Source organism: Neobacillus sp. PS3-34 (genome assembly GCF_030915465.1).
Classification (GTDB): Bacteria; Bacillota; Bacilli; order Bacillales; family Cytobacillaceae; genus Neobacillus_A.
Map to the genome: position 1 here is coordinate 194,453 of NZ_CP133267.1, position 17,396 is coordinate 211,848.

Genomic DNA, 17,396 nt, shown 5'->3' on the forward strand with positions numbered 1-17,396 from the left:
CTTAAATACAAAAAACCAGGAATTAAATCCTTCAAGATTTAACCCCTGGTTCACATACATTAATTTATTTAAACTTTTTTGGAAATTGCTTTATGATTCCTTTTGATAGGGCTTCTGCCAGTTTAAGAATATGATTCTCTCCCACATCATATGCTCTGATTTCAGCGTTCCAATCCTTCTTTATTCTTGCGACAACCTGATCAGTTAGCAATTTTAGATGGGTGTAAAGCAATTCTTTTAATTGGTTATTCGGCCAATATGGATTTGCCTTGCTTAGAAACAGAGCGATATCATCAGCATTTTTGTACCATTCGGCAATGAATTTTTTCAGATTTTCCTGGTTTCCGCTTTTTGCTGCCTCCACCACTTTTCCAGCAATCAGGATGTGTTCTTTTAACAATCCTGCCAGCTTGTTTCCTGCTGCGTCACCATAATAGGGTTTGATTGCATTTCCGATATCAACCTGATTTTGCAGCAATCTTTCCAGCACCTTATTCTGATCTTCCAATCCGGATAACGCACTGACAATATAACTTCTTGTCCAGATCGTATGGTCGATCCACAGCTTACTCATTGAACGTTGCAGCTTGACTTCCTTCGAGCTAATGCAATGTTTTTGTTGAGTTGCTTTCATTTCTGCCCTCGCATCAACTGATGTAAACAAGAAAGCTATGGACATTAATAATAGCGAGAATTTTAGGATTTGCTTTTTCAAATTAACCCACTCCTTTAAATTCAAATTCATCGCTTATTATTCGTCTTTTTAGCGTTTTTCACTCTTTATCTTTTTTATCCTGCAATATTTCACTTTACATCGATCTTCACAAAGGCTATGATGAAACCAATTACATATTTAATTTTTACTACTAGGGGTGCCCTGCGAGCGGGCTGAGAGAAAAACGTCCAGTTTTTTAACCCTTTGGACCTGATCTGGATTATGCCAGCGTAGGAAAGTAGAGAAGAAGAGTCTTCCTTTCTTTTATTTACTTTAGCCAGGTCCATTTATTGGGTCTGGCTTTTATTTTTTTCAATAAGCTTCTTCCTAGCATGTCTCAATTAAATGTAACTTTCTTAAAAAAGGGGAATTATTATGCGCAAAACACAAAAACTGACACTGACGGCGATGTTTATCGCTATCGGCACTTTAACCAGCAATTTATTTTTCATTCCTGTAGGGTTTGCAAAGGTTTTTCCAATCCAGCATTTTATCAATGTTCTATCTGCCGTACTGCTTGGCCCATATTATGCAGTTGCACAGGCACTTTGTGTTTCTGTTCTTAGAAACCTGCTTGGTACCGGTTCGATTTTCGCCTTCCCGGGAAGTATGATAGGTGCTTTCTTAGCAGCGATTTTGTTTAAGAAAACTGGCAAATTGCTAATGGCCTTTGCTGGTGAAGTATTGGGAACTGGCATTTTAGGTGCGATGACTTGTTATCCCATTTCCACGCTTCTGCTTGGTAAAGAAGCTACGTTATTCGGTTTCATTCCCGCGTTTATTTTCAGCTCTTTTGCGGGCGCAACGATTGGATATATCATCCTAAAGATTTTTATAAAAAGAACTTCAATTTTTCCGGCCTACGAAAAACAGGCGAATCACTAAATACAATAATAGGCCTGCTCCAGTTAAGGCGCAGGCCCATTTTTTAAAATTAAAGATGATAATCAAATTGCCCTTCTGATATTTGGACAAAATGGCCCAATATTCCTAGATGAGTGATTCCATGCTCGGTTGCCACAACGGGGGTATAAAGAGAAAAAAAGAGGAAATTAATTTTTTCAAGGCCACAGGAAGATCTGTTTTTGGCAGCTTACCATACTCCTTTTCGAAAAATGAAACAAAATCTTTTTTAGAAGGATTCGTAAAGGCAAGCAAACCTAATAGAACAATAAAAACAATTACACCCCAATTCCTCTTGAGCACAGAACCCCTCCCACTATTTTTTATAAGCGAACCTTTCTGAATCCAAAACCTTCTGGCTATCAAAGAAACGATCGACGATATGCCTTTGCTGCTCAAGTGCCATTCCATCGATATGGACCCGGTCCATCATTGCATAGTCTGTGGCAACAGATAAATAAGCCTGAGGTCCAACAGAACAAAATATGTTAAAGCCGGCATCCTCTAAAAATTTGAATTTAGGATCATTTGGCAAAACACTACTGCCAAAAGGGTAAATATAAATATTTGTATCCCCGATTAATAGCTCGACTTCCTTCAGCCAGCGATCCGTGTCTCTTTCTAACGTATTTAAACTAATCGTTCTAGTGTTTAAGTGACCATATCCATGGGAAGCGAACTCCCAGCCATCCTTTTTTAGTTCTATGATTACCTTCGATACTTCTTCTTTTTCGCTAGAATAGGAAGCAGAATTCAAATCATTTGTCCTGTAGCCCAAAATCCCCTCATATCCCGTCAGGGCCAAAATGCCTTTCGCGCCATTCAAAGAAAAGTCTGGGTGTTTCAGAACAAATTGGTTTAAAATCGGGACAATTTCATTTTCTTCTGAAATAACCTCTTTTCCTGCTGGATCCTTGGAATAGGTAGCTGTATTGCCCTTGGAATCGATAATCAATTTGTACGCGTTTCCATTTTCGTGCATATAAGAATAATAATTTATGTCATCCACTGATAGAATTAAAGGTTTCTTCCCTTCTGGAAGGGTTAATTGCTTTTTTATTAGCTGTTTTTTGCCGTTAATCTCAGTCGTTGCAAACAAATCACTCATTTTGATTAATAGATAATTCCGGTCATAAAGGGATTGAATTATACTATTAAACTCCTTAACGGTGACGAACCACTCATCATAACCCTTGGACATCCTGTCTCCATCAAACGCGAGCTTGGGGTAAATCACCAACGGATGAAAAAATATATGTTCAACCGGTCCCTTATAAATAACCATCTTTGTTTCTGGCTTGCTCTCTGCAGGAACACTATCCTTTTCTGCGTTGTCTTGTTTCGGTACCTCTTGTTTCTCCTCTTTTTTGGTTACTTTCTCTCTGTTTGAAGATACAATGGACGTCTTGTTGGAAGGGGTACAGCTGCATAAGAGGGAAATAATCAAAATGAAAAATAAGATTAAAAGACTCTTTTTCATCAAATCAGTCCTTTATTTTGATTCACTCCTTTATTATAGACTCCTTTAAGCCAATAAATGTTTCACAATTCAGAAAATTTTTTAAAACACAAAAAAACAGGCCCAATTAAGAGCCTGTTTTAATAGTAGCTTATATTAAGCTTTACGAACGTTAGCAGCTTGTGGTCCACGAGCTCCTTGCTCAACGTCGAAAGAAACTTCTTGGCCTTCTTCAAGTGACTTGAAGCCTTCGCTTTGGATAGCTGAGAAGTGTACGAATACGTCGTCTCCACCTTCGCGCTCGATGAATCCAAAACCTTTTTCTGCATTAAACCATTTTACTTTACCTTGTTCCATTTGTGTTTCCTCCTCGTGTGCTTTGCACACATTGTGTTACTATCCTTGCTTAAATCTTCAAGTCAGAAAGCATTAACACTAACCCTTGCCGAACAAACAAAAATAATTCTTCTTAAGAATAGCAGATGAAAATTCATATTGCAAGAGCAGATTAAATTTTAATTCATTGGGAATGCCCATTATAACAATGGCATGTAACAAGATGGTCATTTACCATTCCAACTGCCTGCATAAATGCATAACAGATCGTCGAGCCTATAAATTTAAAGCCTCTTTTCTTTAAATCCTTGCTTAATTTATCACTGATGTCTGTTGTAGCTGGAACATCCTTTAAATTTTCAAAATGGTTTTGAATCGGTTTTCCATCAACAAAGGACCAGATATAGTTGCTGAATGAATCGAATTCATCCGCAATTTTCAAATATGCCCTTGCGTTAGTAATGGCCGACTGTATTTTCAGCCTGTTGCGAACGATACCTTCATTAGAAAGAAGCTCTTCAATTTTCTTATCGTCATAAAATGCAATTATTTCAGGTTCAAAATGGTCAAAGGCCACGCGGTAATTTTCTCTCTTTTTTAAAATGGTATACCAGCTAAGACCAGCCTGGGCGCCTTCCAAAATTAAGTATTCAAAAAGCAGTCGATCATCATGGACGGGTACTCCCCATTCTTGATCATGATAATCTATGTATAGTGGATCTTCATTTACCCAGCCGCAACGATTCATGCTTGTACTTCCTCCAATTAACAATATTTCACTCCTAATATTTTACCAGAATTACAAATCATACACACTTGATGTAAAGAAAAAAACAAAAAGAACAACCCTGTATCAGGGTGTTCTGTAAGTTATTATTTAGTTTTTTAAATACTTTCAATTGCCTGCTTCACGTTTGCGTACACCTGAAATGACGAGAAATTTATACCTGAATTGATGACATTTTTAGCTAATTTAGGCCGGATACCAGTGAAAACTACTTTTATGCCGAGGAGCAATAAAACATCATAAATCATAAAAATATGTCTTGCCACTTCCATGTCGATGTTCACGATTCCAGAAAAGTCAATGATCAGGCATTCGACCTGATAGCTAGGTATTTGAGGCACTACTTTATTTAATAGATGCTCTGCCCTGAGTGAATCAATCGAACCAATTAAAGGCAGAACCGCCAAACCTTCATGGATTGGAACCACCGGTGATGCCAGTTCGATGATTTCGTCCTGCGCACTCTTAATGATTTGGTCAGTATGGCGTTCAAAAGCAAATACTGTTTCATTGAGGCTTAAATCAAGCATATGGTTAACACGTTTAATGATTAGTACAATTTCCTCAGTTGTCAGTTTGTAATCAAGTCCGATTTTCATCATATAATCAGCAAAAACTATCCGTGTATCAGGGTAACGCACAAGAATATTGGAGACTTTGCCTTGCATAGCTGCAGCTCGTTCTCCATTTTCCTTGCTCCAGGCTACGAGACTTTCCGGGACAGATCCCTCAGTACAGGTTATTGACTCCGCTAAAAACCCCAGAAATTCAACATACATGCTCTTTGCCTGATTCGTTTCTGCTTTTGAAATTTGCACATCAAATTTACTAATAATTTCATCTACAATGTCGTTAGATAGTTGGTTTGCATTATTATTAAGGTAGTCTACAAAAGTGGTTACCGCGGTCATTTCTCTCTCACGTCCTCATATTTGTAATCAATAGTTGGAGCGGTTCATTTAAATATATACTTAGCAGGCTAAAAAATCTAATAATAATACTCATGATTGTTAAACTTGTCTTTTTCAAGTATAACTGATTCTTCGAGGGATCAGCATATAAGTTTTTTTGACTCTATTCATAAGAGCCTTTTTATTTATTTTGTATGCATTTGTTCCGCTCCGTCAATCCTCTATAAGTATTACTTTTTTAAAAAGAATAGTGGGATTGACTTATTTTTATAAAAATAAAAGAACTTCGCATTTGAAGTTCTTAAAAAAATAGGAGTTCGGACTAACATTATCCCTCTTTGTGCATTTGTGTTCTTTTAGCTGAGTCCAAAATGTCCTCCATTGGTGAAATTCTTCCAAATTTATCTTTATAGACGATATGCTTTCTTTCAAATTTTGTCGGTGAATCGAGCCCGGCAGCGGCTGCCATATTATAAAGTCCCTCCCGAAGCGAAACAACATAATTGCAGACCCGATAATATTTTTCCTCCACAATCAAAGCATCCTGCAGCTTTTTATCAGTTGTTGCGACACCAACCGGACATTTATTCGTATGGCAGACCTGGGCCATAATGCAGCCGACGTTTATCATAAACCCGCGGGCGATATTGACTAAATCGGCACCCATGGCCAATGCGATGGCAATTTTATCGGGGGTAATCAATTTACCTGACGCTATTAGCTTCACTCTGTCCCTGACCTTATATTTTCTAAGCATTTCATCGACAACCAGGAGAGCCGATTTAATCGGCAGTCCGACGGTATCAGCTAATTCCTGAAAAGTTGCTCCCGTACCGCCTTCTCCGCCGTCGACAGTAATAAAATCGGGGCCAAACCCACTTTCCTTCATATAAGACACCATATTTTCGAGTGCATCCAAATCTCCTATAACGATTTTCATGCCAACCGGCTTTCCTCCAACGCTTCTCAATTCTTCAATAAAATTGAATAGCGACGGGGTATCAGCAAATTCATAAAAACGGTTCGGACTGTTTATCGTTTTTCCCACTTCCACAAGCCGGATTCTTGCGATCTCTTCCGTAACCTTTTCCCCTTCAACGTGGCCCCCACGTGTTTTCGCCCCTTGGGCAAGCTTTAATTCAAAAGCCTTAATCTCAGGCATCTCACTTTTCTTTTTAAATTCTTCCCATGAAAACTCGCCACTCGGTTTTCGGACTCCAAACAAATCTGGACCAATTTGCATTATAATATCAGGCTTTCCTGCTAAATGATGATCCGAAAGCCCGCCTTCACCTGTATTCATCCAGGTACCGCCTGCTAATGCCAGCCCTTTGGACAACGCAGTAATCGCCCTGTCTCCGAGTGCCCCGTAACTCATCGCCGATTGTCCGACAAGCCCTTTCACCTTGAAAGGATGCCTGCACGTTTTCTCCCCTAATATCACGGCGTCCTCATCTCGTAGATAATAAGGATCTACGAGCGCATCCTCGCTGTGTTCCTTTCTGGTAAATAGACTGTCCCCATCTATTTTATAAACTTTCGTTTTTATTTTGTTCGACTGGTCTACCTTCATTTCATCTCTTAATTTAGGAAATAAGGTATTACGGATATAAATTCCCTCTGCTTCAAAGTCTCTTACAGAACCGAAGCCTATTAATCTTTCTTTGTATTTTCCAGCCTTAACTACATCCTGGTACTCCTTTCTTGAGAATGGCTTACCCTCGTTATCATTATTAAATAAGTATTGCCTTAGCTCGGGACCAATTTTTTCAGTAAAATACCGCACCTTACCGATCACAGGGAAATTCCTGAGAATAGAATGCTGCTTCTGCCTGTCATCCTTCCGATATAAATAAAGAATTAACGCAAGCGGGATCGTGATAATCGCGGCTGTGAATACGAACAATATGATGACTAAATAATCCGTTAAACCCATTAGGGACACCTCCTCAAAATAGTTCTGATAATGCTTCTTTTATCGGCTTTTCTCCTGACGATACAGCAAATGTCCTATTATACGCTGCTTCGTTTTGGATTGATTCTACAAGGACAGCTGCTGCATCCACACGGGAAATTTCACTTGTGCTTTCCATATCCAGACCCCCTGCAGATATCGTTCCCAGGCTGGCTTATCCACTAAGGTTGCGGGACGCACAATCGTAAACACAATGTCCGATTTTCTTAAAAGCTCATCTGGCATATCCTTTGCTCCAATCCCAGCTGTGGTGCTTGAATTGTCCATATGTTCCTCAGCCTTGACGGCACTTAGCATCACAAAACGTCTAATACCCTGCCGTTCCGCTGCCTGAACAGTATTGATCACGGCTGAGTGGTCAACCAGTACGGTTTTATCTGTATGCGATTTGGGGCTTACATCCGACAAATAAATCACCGCTTCAGCTCCCATGAACAAGGAATCAATCGAATTTTCATCATAAATCATTACCTCATCCGCACCGCGATCCCTTACACCTTCAATCTGATTTTCGTTTCCCACTACAGCCAGAGATTGATAGTTTTGCAGTCTCAATTCCTGAATCACATGCTCGCCCACACCTCCATGAGCGCCAATAACCACAACTTTCATCTCGTTTCCCCTCCGTTTCCTTATTAGTCCTTTTCCTCTAGCACTTATTTTGAAACCAGGAATTGGTATACGACTGAAGCCTATTTTTTAGAATGATGAATAAGAATTGCCCATATATTTAAAAATGGTAGGAGGAGTATCGGAAGGGAGAAACGGCCATGATTTGCTTTTGCGAAGAGCTGGATGAATCGAAATATGGTCAGTCTGGAAAAATTGCGGTGCTGGAAAACAAGACAGCGGTCTTAAAGGCATTTGGGTTAAAAAGTGAACGCTGGATTACTTTGCTCGAAATCGACACCCGTTTGCTCACACTCTTTTATCAATCGCTGGATCCTGCCTTCGATTGGTTTGTCGTGGTTTATGATTACCAAGCTTTTTGTTCAGATCCTGAAATAAAGGAAGCCATTTTATGGCACGAACTGGGGCACATTCAACACCCAGTCCATGAACACCAACATAATTTGGAAAGTGAGATACAATGCGACCATTTAGCAGTGGTAAATGGTTATAAAAATGGCATAGGGAAAGTACTAGAACTCACATTAAAGATGGCAAACCGCCTCAATAATGACCTTCTCGCAAAAATGACAAGTGAAAGACAAATGAAATTGCTTGGATGAACGGTATTCCTATTGTTCCTTTATTTATATGCGAAGCATTGTGGGAACTGGTCTAATTAATGGATGAACTTTCAAATATGTAATTTTATCACTCTACTTTTAGAATTTTCCCTGCATTTTTTTATCTTTAGCTATAAATCATCAAACTGCATGACTGCTTTGGATGTTTACCCGTCTGATTCTTACATTTACCCGTATTTCAATGATTCTGGATGACTTAACTGGATAGTTACCCGGACAAAACTAGTAATTTACCTACCTAATTATCAAAGGCTGTTTTTAAAAGATTGTTGTTAATAGTAGTTAATTTCCGCTTCAAGATGCTCGCTTTCCGCGGGGTGGGCGGTGAGCCTCCTCGTCGCTGAAGCGACTGCGGGGTCTCACCGCCCACTGCTCCCGGAGGAGTCTCGCACCTTCCGCTCCAATCAACTTCATTATCAACCATCTGATTCACTCTAAGTAGAAACAAAGTTTACGAAAACAGCCTTATCAAATTACCGAGACTGTTCACAAATCTTAATTCATTCCTAAATAGCCCCCCTCAAACTAAAAAAATTTTCACATTATTCAGTATCAATTTCTAGACAGGAATCTACGTGAGTAGTATGTTTGAAGTGAGATTGGTAAATTAAGGAGTGGACTGGATGGAATATCGCCGTTTAGGAAAAACAGGATTAAAGGTAAGTGAAATTTCTCTTGGAAGCTGGCTTACATACGGGGGATACGTTGAGGAACAAAATGCGACTGCCTCGATTGATAAAGCCTTTGACCTGGGCATTAATTTTATTGATACAGCGAACGTATACATCCGCGGTGAAGCTGAAGTGGTTGTCGGTAAGGCTCTCCAGAAATATGCACGTGATTCATATGTACTTGCTACAAAGGTGTTTTGGCCGATGGGTGATGGCCGAATGACCGCTGCATTTCCCGCAAGCATGTGATTGAACAATGTAACGCCAGCCTGAAACGTCTTGGCACTGATTATGTTGATCTTTATTACTGCCACCGTTTCGATCCTGAAACCCCGCTGGATGAAACATTAAGAGCATTAGATGATCTTGTCCGACAAGGTAAAGTCCTTTATGTTGGGGTTAGTGAATGGACTGCCGAACAAATCTCGGAAGCTGTTCATCTAGCTGATAAAAAACTCCTCGACCGCATTGTTGTCAACCAGCCGCACTACAGCATGCTGCACCGTTATATTGAAAAAGAAGTGATTCCGGTCAGCGAAAAGCACGGAATTGGGCAGGTTGTCTTCTCTCCGCTTGCACAGGGAGTATTGACAGGAAAATATCAAAAAGGTGCTGAGGCTCCTGCGGGCAGTCGTGCAACACAGAAAAACCTTGGTTCACTATTTGGACTGCTGACGGATGAAAATCTGGACAGAGTTGAGAATTTAAAAGTAATAGCTGCTGATCATACTCTAAGTCTTGCCCAGCTTGCGCTCGCATGGATTCTTCGCCAAAGCAATGTGGCCAGTGCAATCGTTGGTGCAAGCCGTCCTGAACAGCTTGAAGAAAACGTCAAGGCATCAGGCGTCAAGCTTCCGCAGGAAACAATTGATCGAATTGAAGAAGTATTAAGATGAAAAACCAAAACTGCCGCTGTCATCCCACCAGCGGCTGTTTTGTTATGGTTTTGACCTCTATTGAAATGGAGCCTTAATTATTTATCACAAAATCATCAAAATTGATTCGCTGTCCCGTTGTTCCTGTAACCACAATCCAGAATCTGACAGGCACAGTTTGATTAATTGTAAAGCTTTTAACAGTTAGTGCTGATGTGCTTGTATTCGAGCTTCCCACATTTGACCAGATTGATCCTCCATTTGTTGACATCTGCAGCTGCCAAACAGCACCGCTGTCCGTACTGAAATTTGCATGGGAAACCTGGACACTTTTTGCACCATTCACATCAAAATTCATGGTAAGTCCACCATTGGAGCGTACCCTTGCTGATTGCACGCCGGATTTCTTATCTCCTGCCAAATTTCCAATGAGCGCATTGTCGAAATACCAGGAACCACTTGGAAGGGTCACGTTTCCTGATGAATAGGCTGTTTTTGTCCCTGACTCAAAATTCTCATTCAACACCACCGTCCCAACAGTCCCGCCAGAGCCATAACCGTATGAACCTGCTTTGAATGTGGAAGGGTCATACCATTTATAGCCCGCAGCTGGTGCAGCCCATGGTTCAGCCTGGGGTTCAGTTGACGTTTGTGGATTCTCCATTGAAAGTAACGCTGTTTGCTGGTCAAGCTGCAGTCCGCTAACCTGTGATAGTGCTGTATAGCTTTCCTGCTTCGAGAGCCAATCTACTATATTAACAAGTAAAGTACTATCATTTTGTTCTTTAAACCCATCATAAGTTGTTTTGTTTGCACCATTTTCCTCACGCAAATATTTAGGAGTCGCATCCTCTACTGGCGAGGAATCACCAATGAACGCCGCCTTGCCTAAACCCAGTTTGGACACTGCTGCGTAAGGCCCTTCTGCTCTCCCGCCGCCATTATAAACACCCTGGTCGACAGCGGAGCTCCATGCCGTTGTAGTTTGGGGAAGATATACAATCCCCTTTGCTTTGTTAGCATCTGTAATAGCTAATGTTGATCCTGCATGCATCGCAACTGTGGAAACACCAGTCGTAATTCCGAAAGCCTGACTTGGTGCTACGATATCATTGGCTGTCACATCACCAATCGCATTATAGCGGAATCTGATTCCGAAGTTGGCTGAAAGCCAGTCTGAACCAGTAACTCCCTGCATTGCCGCTGATGAAGCTTCCTCTGTTCCCATTCCTTTTGCTGGATTGGAATATGCTCCCCTGCGGTAGCCATTAAAAACCTCTGACGCATCCCAGCGGTTTTTGTTTCGATCTGCATTATAGTGATCCGCTATAAAAAAAATACTTCCTCCGTTTTGCACATATTGGAGTAGCGCATCCTGTTCAGATGTTTTGTAAGGAATATTTGCTTCCCCAATGACAAACACATTGTAGCCTTGTAAATCTTGGTACGTTATCGGAGTGTTTTTTCTTAATTCTTTTGCATAATACCCTTTATTGGCTAATGCATTTGCAAAATCGGAGAACCCTCCATCCAATACCCAGTCTGCTGCACCTGCTGTTTGGCCATGGGTATTGTCAAATAAGATCTTTTTCCCATTGGCTGTTCCAACCGGCTGAAGCTGCGGAGCCGGATCGAGTGCCCCTTCCGCAGAAACGATAGATGTTAAAGGGAAGATACAAGGGGCTACAAGCATTAAAACTAATGCAAAAACTGAAAACCTTTGACGAATCATTCTTTTCACTCCTTTTTATTGTATTCCACTATAAATTAACAGATTGTTGTTAACTGAATGTTAAGAATTGTAAAAACCATTAAATTTACCTATAAATTACCTTTATTTCAAATAAATCAGGAGACTATAATACTGGGTAGAATGAACCTAAACAACATAAGGCCAGGTATCTTTTTACCTGTACCTAGTAGATTTTTTCAATCATTTTGTGTTACCATCTTAAACAGAATAGGAAGTGATTATTTTGATAAAAATTGAAATCCCTTCTCCAGATGTTGTCATTACAAAAAAGAGACAATTAGGGGAACCAGTTGAATCTGTTATTAGCAGCCACTACGGTTTTACAGATTACCACCGCATTCCAAGAGATAAAGGTGGAATAATATTATTTTTTAATGCGAACGATGATTTGATGTATGTAGGCAAGGCAAGAAAATTAAGACCGAGAGTGAAAAAGCATTTTGAAGATACCGTATCTCCGATAAAGTCGTATCGCGATGATGTGAATAGAATTGCGGTACTTGTCGTCGAAGATCCGATGGATAGAGAAATTTACGAAACGTATATCATTAATAAGCTTCAGGCTAAATACAATACCGACAAAGTGTTTTACAAATAAGACTACTTTAAAAGAAAAAAGCACGCTGGCTTGCTCAGCGTGCTTTTTTCTTTTATATGCTGCCTGAATCAATCTGTACATACCCTGTTCCTTCCAGAATTTTCGGCTCGATAAAAGCAAACTTTTTTTTGATAAGTGATTTACATCAATTAAATTTTTGCCGATATGAGATAAGGTAGAAGTATGAACCGGAAAGGATGATTATTATGGGATTTGCCACACTTAAAATGGAGGATTTCGCATGTCCTTCTTGCATAAAAAAAGTGAAAAAAGGTGTAAAGAACCAATACGGTGTTGAAGAAGTAACCATTTTGTTTGATTACAGCAAGGTACAATTGAAGTTTGACGATAAAGTTATAGCACTAAAGGATATTCAAACGCGTATCAATCAATTAAAATTCCGGACTTTCGATTAATACTGCATGTCCATCAGGTTCAGCTAAAAATACAATTCAACTAAAGTTTTCTCAAATATAAATTTAAACACAAAAACTAGCACGAGTCCTCAGCGTGCTAGTTTTTGTGTTGAGTATTAAAGGTTTTTGTGAAGAATGATTTCCTTCTCCAGATGGCTGGCCGGATACCAAACTTGGGCGAAATAGGTTTAATTTTCTCCCCAAGCAAAATTTTAATAGCCAAGTAAGGAATATTGATACCCGAAAGGCAGCTGATGTGCATCCCTCCGCTCATACGTGGATTGATTTCAAGCAGTTTTGCTTCCCCATTATTATATTTCACTTGGATATTGAAAGCGTATGGCAGCGGGAATTCCTTATGAAAAGCATGCGCGAGCTGAATTAGCTCACGATGGTCAATAAGCTCCCTTACCCTTCCCTCTCCTTTCATCCGGGGAATCGCCGTAAGAAGGTTGTCTGAAGTGGCTAAACAATCGATACTATACTCCGTACCTTCAAGAAACTCCATCACCATTAATTCAGGAAACGACTCCTGCTGGCCAAGAATTTCGCAGGCATACTTATAAGGGATTCTAAACCCAATTCCTCCATAAAAAAGCTGATTGACGGACTCCATTTGTTCCTTTATTACTCTAAATCCATTTGCCCCCTCACCAACCGATGGCTTGAAGCAAACGTTATGCCCATTTTTCTTTAGGTTTCTATAGGCATTATTAAATTCTTCTACATTCTTGACTGTATAATATTCAGGAATCGTGAAGGTTTCCTTACCTTCTTGTTTCTTCTTTAAAATTGCGTCATATGCAGCTGCTTTATCATCCATTATTTCCATCAATTCAGCATTGGGACAAACAAGCACTTTAACGCCAATGGCCGTGAATTCAGCCAGCCTTTTGGAAATCAGGATGTTTTCCTTCCTTGGTATAAAAATATCTATTTGATGTACCTGACAAAAATCAAGGCAAAATTCGATATACTCATTGCCGGAATTGTCCGGTTCCACAAAGGCAAAATCGCAATACTGCAGGTAAAGAGCATCCTTATTTGGATGTGTTCCATAAATGCTAAATTTTCTATTGTCTGGGTTCTCCCTAATCATCTCAATGTAATGGGATACGGTAGTAAACCAGCGATTAAACCAAAGCTTCATCTGTCTCCTCTTTCTTGTTGTAGTCACAGCTTCTCCATTATTTGCTATTGTTTGCTATTTTATAATAATTTTTTAAAATTTCCTTCATTGGTCTTTTGAATCAACAAAATGACGTATGCTAATCCATACGCCATTTATTATGTCATTTAATTATGAGCACCTCGAAATGGAAAATAAATTCTTCTGATTAAATAATTTTACCAGCCTAATCGCCTTCGAAGCTCCGTGATATGGGCAATATGATGCCTGCCATGCCATGCATAGAGGCCAATATTCCAAGCAAGTTTAATTTCTCCGGATTCCGGATGTAAAAATGATCTGTTGAGTTCCTCCACACTAAGGCTGCGTAACAAACAGACCCATCTTTCGTGAAGTGCCTGTAATAGATCCAAGGAAACTTCAACCGGCAAACTTGAATCAGGAAGCTCCGCCCATTTATTTTCCATATAAGGCTTTATTTCAGGCTTGTTTTCAGTCAGTGCCAGCTTAAAACGGACATAGCTATTCAGGTGGCTGTCAGGAAGATGATGCACTACCTGCCTGACCGTCCATCCCCCCGGACGATATGGGGTATTTAATTGTTCTTCAGTAAGATGGCTTATTGCATCTCTTAATCTGGCGGGGGTAATCTCAATTTCATTGATCCAGGATTCAATCTGTTGTTGTGTAATCTCACCATCAAAAGAATACTGTCCCACTGGATACCTTAAATCCATTTTCCCACTCTCCCTGTTTATCGGCATTATTAGTGACAGGCACCTCCCAAAAATCTGGAAGGTGCCTGTCACTTTTTTCAGCCTGTGTTCCTTAGTCCGGCAGCTATGCCGCTTATGGTTAGAAGGACTTGTGTTAATAACTCATCGTCTGGCTGTTCTGATTTCCGAAGTTCTTTAATCAGTTCAACCTGGATAAAGTTTAATGGGTCAACGTATGGATTTCTGCGATAGACGGAATCCTGGATGTTCGGTGTATGATCAAGCAGTTCATCGTCTTTTGTTATTTTTAAGAGTACGTCTTTCGTGCGGTTATATTCATCGACAATATTGTTAAAAATTCGTTCAGCTATCCCTTTATCATCAACCAACGCAGAGTATTCCCTCGCTGTTGTAATGTCTGCTTTCATTAATGCCATTTGCAGATTATCGATGGTCGAACGGAAAAATGGCCATTGTTCATACATTTGCTGCAACAGCCGCAAATTACCCTCACTCTTGGATGCAAAACCCTCTAAGCCAGTTCCTGCTGCATACCAGGCTGGGAACAACTGGCGGCTTTGTGTCCATGCGAACACCCATGGTATCGCCCTGAGATTTTCAAATTTATTGCTGTTTTTCCGGCTCATCGGGCGGGAGCCAATGTTCAGCTCTGCCAATTCTCTTAACGGTGTAGCTTGATTGAAATACGTTAGGAAATCCGGATCTGCAAAAACGAGTGACTGATATTTTATCAAAGAAAGATCAGAAATTTCTTCGATCGCTTTTACCCACTCTTCTTCACGAATACGACCCTGCTCGGATTCCTTCGAAACCCGGGCTGCAGCAAGCATAAGGGTAGATGTTGCCTGTTCAAGGCTTCGATAAGCGATATCCTCCAGAAGGTAACGTGATGAGAGCACCTCGCCCTGCTCGGTAATTTTCACGCCGTCACCAAGCGTTTCTGCAGGCTGAGATAATAGGCTCCTGTGCAAAGTACCGCCACCACGGCCAAGGGAACCGCCACGGCCGTGGAAAAATTTCAGGCTTATGTCATACTTCTTTGACATCTCATGAATTTCAAGCTGGGCTTTGTATAATTTCCAGTTCGCCGTCAATGTACCACCATCCTTGCTGCCGTCTGAATAGCCAAGCATGATTTCCTGGTGGTCACCCAATTTGCGTAATTGATTGCGGTAAACCGGCATCTGGAAAAGGGTCTCCATAATTTTAGGCGTGCAGTCAGATCATCAATGGTTTCAAGCAAAGGAGCCACATTTAAGTCACTTTCGACCGTCCCATTGGCATGAAGACGGTAAATACCCGCTTCTTTTGCCAGTAAAAGAACCTCCAGTAGGTCGCTTGCAGATTGAGTCATACTGATCAGATAAACTGAAATCGACCTTTTTCCAAATTCCTTATGGGCGTTTTTGATTAATTGGAATACCTCGATTATTTGCCGTGTTTCATCTGAATAATCTTCATTCTGAAGCAAAAGAGGCCTAGGGTTTTCCAACAAGCTTTGCAATAAAGAGACCTTTTCATTTTCTGCTAGCGATTCATAATTTTCGGAAATCCGCACTTTACGGAGAATTTCTGCGATAGCTGCCTCATGTTCGCCACTATGATTGCGTATGTCTAGGGTGGCAAGATGGAACCCGAATAATTTTACCTGACGAATCAGTTTATGAAGCATCTTCAATTCATAGCCTGCGGGGTGGTGACCGAGAATGCTCCTTTGAATCATTAATAAATCAGCCAATAGCTCATCTGAATTGTGATAGCCTATCTCAGATTTCCCCACTTGTTTAAGACGTTCTATCATAACTGCGATTTTTCGGCGGTATACCTCTGCTTCAATAGTCCAGCGTTTATCTTCAGATAAATACAGCTCCTCATCCAAACGAACAGATTCCTGCAGTTCATCACTAACCGCAGCTCTTGTTGTGGAGTGGCTGAAGCGCTTCATCAATTCAACAAGGACCGTTTTATATTTTTTAAGCACCAGCCTGCGCTGCCTGTTTAATGTCTCCCATGTGACCTCAGGTGTAACATTAGGATTTCCATCCCTGTCTCCACCGATCCACGATCCAAAGCGAAGAAATTGCGGAACACTCCACTCTTTTTCAGGGTAATGGGCTTTCAGGCTTTCCTCCACTTCCTGGTGGATATCAGGCAGTACGTCAAATAGTGTTTGATCGAAATAATATAATCCGTTCCGGACTTCATCAATTACGGTTGGCTTATTGTGACGCAGCTCATCTGTCTGCCATAAAACGGTTACTTCATTAAAAAGGCTCTCCTCTACCTTCTTACGTTCTTTGCTGGATAACAAAGGATTGTCCAGGCTTTTCAAAATGGTGGCAATTCGTTTTTGGATTTCAAGAATCGACCGCTTGGTAGCTTCGGTCGGGTGCGCTGTAATGATAAGTTCCAGCGATAGCCTGTTAATTACATCATCAATAATTTCTGTCGAAATATGATTTTCCTTTAATGAAAGAATGGCACTTTCGATAGAACCAGGCTGGACGTTAATATCCGATTGCAGCTGATATTCGCGGCGCCTGCGAATGCGGTGGTTTTGTTCCGCGACATTGATCAAATGAAAGTATGCTGAAAAAGCTCGGGTAACCTGTGTGCGTATTTTCGGATCGAGTGAGGAAATTTCTTGTTTTAATATGTTATACGTTTCTTTATCATTCTGATTCCGAACCGTTTTGCACATTGCCCGGATCTTTTCAACTTTTTCAAATAATTCTGTGCCGCCGTGATAAACAAGAATTTCCCCAAGGATATTACCTAGCATTTTCACATCCCTGCGGAGCGGCTGACTGCTGTCATTTCCAGTTAATGCCGTTTTCATCCTTTCACCCTTCCTAAAACCCATTACAAGAATTTTTTA

Annotated in this window: 15 protein-coding genes, 2 pseudogenes and 1 riboswitch; of the genes and pseudogenes, 5 read left to right on the plus strand and 12 right to left on the minus strand. The window is 40.5% G+C overall.

Translation table 11 applies throughout. The annotated features are described in order from the left end of the window. Positions 1–64: 64 nt before the first annotated feature. The gene (locus RCG23_RS01045; protein WP_374049798.1) at positions 65–745 is read right to left on the minus strand and encodes a glycosyltransferase; all 681 of its coding nucleotides are present in this window, start codon (positions 743–745) and stop codon (positions 65–67) included. A 113-nt stretch (positions 746–858) separates the two neighbouring features. Further along, positions 859–969, plus strand: a riboswitch (TPP riboswitch). A gap of 121 nt (positions 970–1,090) precedes the next feature. Between RCG23_RS01045 and thiW the strand changes: the two genes are divergently transcribed. Beyond that, positions 1,091–1,600 carry an energy coupling factor transporter S component ThiW gene (thiW, locus tag RCG23_RS01050; RefSeq protein ID WP_308178206.1) on the plus strand — a complete coding sequence of 170 codons (510 nt, stop codon included), beginning with the start codon at positions 1,091–1,093 and terminating at the stop codon, positions 1,598–1,600. A gap of 334 nt (positions 1,601–1,934) precedes the next feature. On the opposite strand, the gene RCG23_RS01055 is transcribed toward thiW, so the two are convergent. The 7 genes from RCG23_RS01055 to RCG23_RS01085 all read right to left on the minus strand — a co-directional run bounded on the left by RCG23_RS01055 (position 1,935) and on the right by RCG23_RS01085 (position 7,698). After that, complete coding sequence (locus RCG23_RS01055; RefSeq protein WP_308178207.1) at positions 1,935–3,098, minus strand: polysaccharide deacetylase family protein; 1,164 nt, start codon at positions 3,096–3,098, stop codon at positions 1,935–1,937. A gap of 135 nt (positions 3,099–3,233) precedes the next feature. Beyond that, on the minus strand, positions 3,234–3,434 hold the full coding sequence (locus tag RCG23_RS01060) for a cold-shock protein (protein WP_308178208.1): 201 nt from the start codon (positions 3,432–3,434) through the stop codon (positions 3,234–3,236). A gap of 163 nt (positions 3,435–3,597) precedes the next feature. After that, positions 3,598–4,161, minus strand: a complete 564-nt coding sequence (locus RCG23_RS01065) for a DNA-3-methyladenine glycosylase I (protein ID WP_308178209.1) — start codon at positions 4,159–4,161, stop codon at positions 3,598–3,600. A gap of 137 nt (positions 4,162–4,298) precedes the next feature. After that, the gene (locus RCG23_RS01070; RefSeq protein WP_308178210.1) at positions 4,299–5,111 is read right to left on the minus strand and encodes an STAS domain-containing protein; all 813 of its coding nucleotides are present in this window, start codon (positions 5,109–5,111) and stop codon (positions 4,299–4,301) included. A 328-nt stretch (positions 5,112–5,439) separates the two neighbouring features. Continuing rightward, the gene (locus RCG23_RS01075; protein ID WP_308178211.1) at positions 5,440–7,047 is read right to left on the minus strand and encodes an FMN-binding glutamate synthase family protein; all 1,608 of its coding nucleotides are present in this window, start codon (positions 7,045–7,047) and stop codon (positions 5,440–5,442) included. Positions 7,048–7,060: 13 nt separating this feature from the next. Next, positions 7,061–7,204: a hypothetical protein gene (locus tag RCG23_RS01080; RefSeq protein WP_308178212.1), complete on the minus strand. Its 144-nt coding sequence runs from the start codon at positions 7,202–7,204 to the stop codon at positions 7,061–7,063. Next, the gene (locus tag RCG23_RS01085) at positions 7,153–7,698 is read right to left on the minus strand and encodes an NAD(P)H-binding protein (RefSeq protein WP_308178213.1); all 546 of its coding nucleotides are present in this window, start codon (positions 7,696–7,698) and stop codon (positions 7,153–7,155) included. The genes RCG23_RS01080 and RCG23_RS01085 overlap by 52 nt, the downstream gene beginning before the upstream one ends. 158 nt (positions 7,699–7,856) lie before the next feature. Here RCG23_RS01085 and RCG23_RS01090 point away from each other — a divergent pair, with 158 nt between their 5' ends. Both RCG23_RS01090 and RCG23_RS01095 read left to right on the plus strand, forming a co-directional pair. Further along, a complete protein-coding gene (locus tag RCG23_RS01090) occupies positions 7,857–8,318 on the plus strand; it encodes a hypothetical protein (RefSeq protein ID WP_308178214.1) in 462 nt (153 codons plus the stop codon). A gap of 644 nt (positions 8,319–8,962) precedes the next feature. Then, positions 8,963–9,906: pseudogene (locus RCG23_RS01095) on the plus strand (aldo/keto reductase family protein). Between the two features lie 73 nt (positions 9,907–9,979). Here RCG23_RS01095 and RCG23_RS01100 read toward each other — a convergent pair. After that, entirely contained in the window at positions 9,980–11,578 is a 1,599-nt protein-coding gene (locus RCG23_RS01100; protein ID WP_308179940.1) for an Ig domain protein group 2 domain protein, read from the minus strand. Positions 11,579–11,861: 283 nt separating this feature from the next. On the opposite strand from RCG23_RS01100, the gene RCG23_RS01105 reads away from it, so the two are divergent. Together RCG23_RS01105 and RCG23_RS01110 are read left to right on the plus strand one after the other, a co-directional pair. Further along, positions 11,862–12,236 (plus strand): nucleotide excision repair endonuclease, encoded by a 375-nt coding sequence (locus RCG23_RS01105; protein ID WP_308178215.1) that lies wholly within the window; start codon positions 11,862–11,864, stop codon positions 12,234–12,236. Positions 12,237–12,442: 206 nt separating this feature from the next. Further along, entirely contained in the window at positions 12,443–12,652 is a 210-nt protein-coding gene (locus tag RCG23_RS01110; protein ID WP_308178216.1) for a heavy-metal-associated domain-containing protein, read from the plus strand. Positions 12,653–12,749: 97 nt separating this feature from the next. Here the strand turns inward: RCG23_RS01110 and RCG23_RS01115 are convergent, their stop codons facing one another. From RCG23_RS01115 to ppc, 3 genes and pseudogenes are all read right to left on the minus strand, one after another. Further along, entirely contained in the window at positions 12,750–13,802 is a 1,053-nt protein-coding gene (locus RCG23_RS01115; RefSeq protein WP_308178217.1) for an ATP-grasp domain-containing protein, read from the minus strand. A gap of 197 nt (positions 13,803–13,999) precedes the next feature. Further along, on the minus strand, positions 14,000–14,518 hold the full coding sequence (locus RCG23_RS01120) for a YfiT family bacillithiol transferase (RefSeq protein ID WP_308178218.1): 519 nt from the start codon (positions 14,516–14,518) through the stop codon (positions 14,000–14,002). A 77-nt stretch (positions 14,519–14,595) separates the two neighbouring features. Continuing rightward, a pseudogene (gene ppc / locus RCG23_RS01125) lies at positions 14,596–17,357 on the minus strand (phosphoenolpyruvate carboxylase). Between the last annotated feature and the right edge of the window lie 39 nt (positions 17,358–17,396).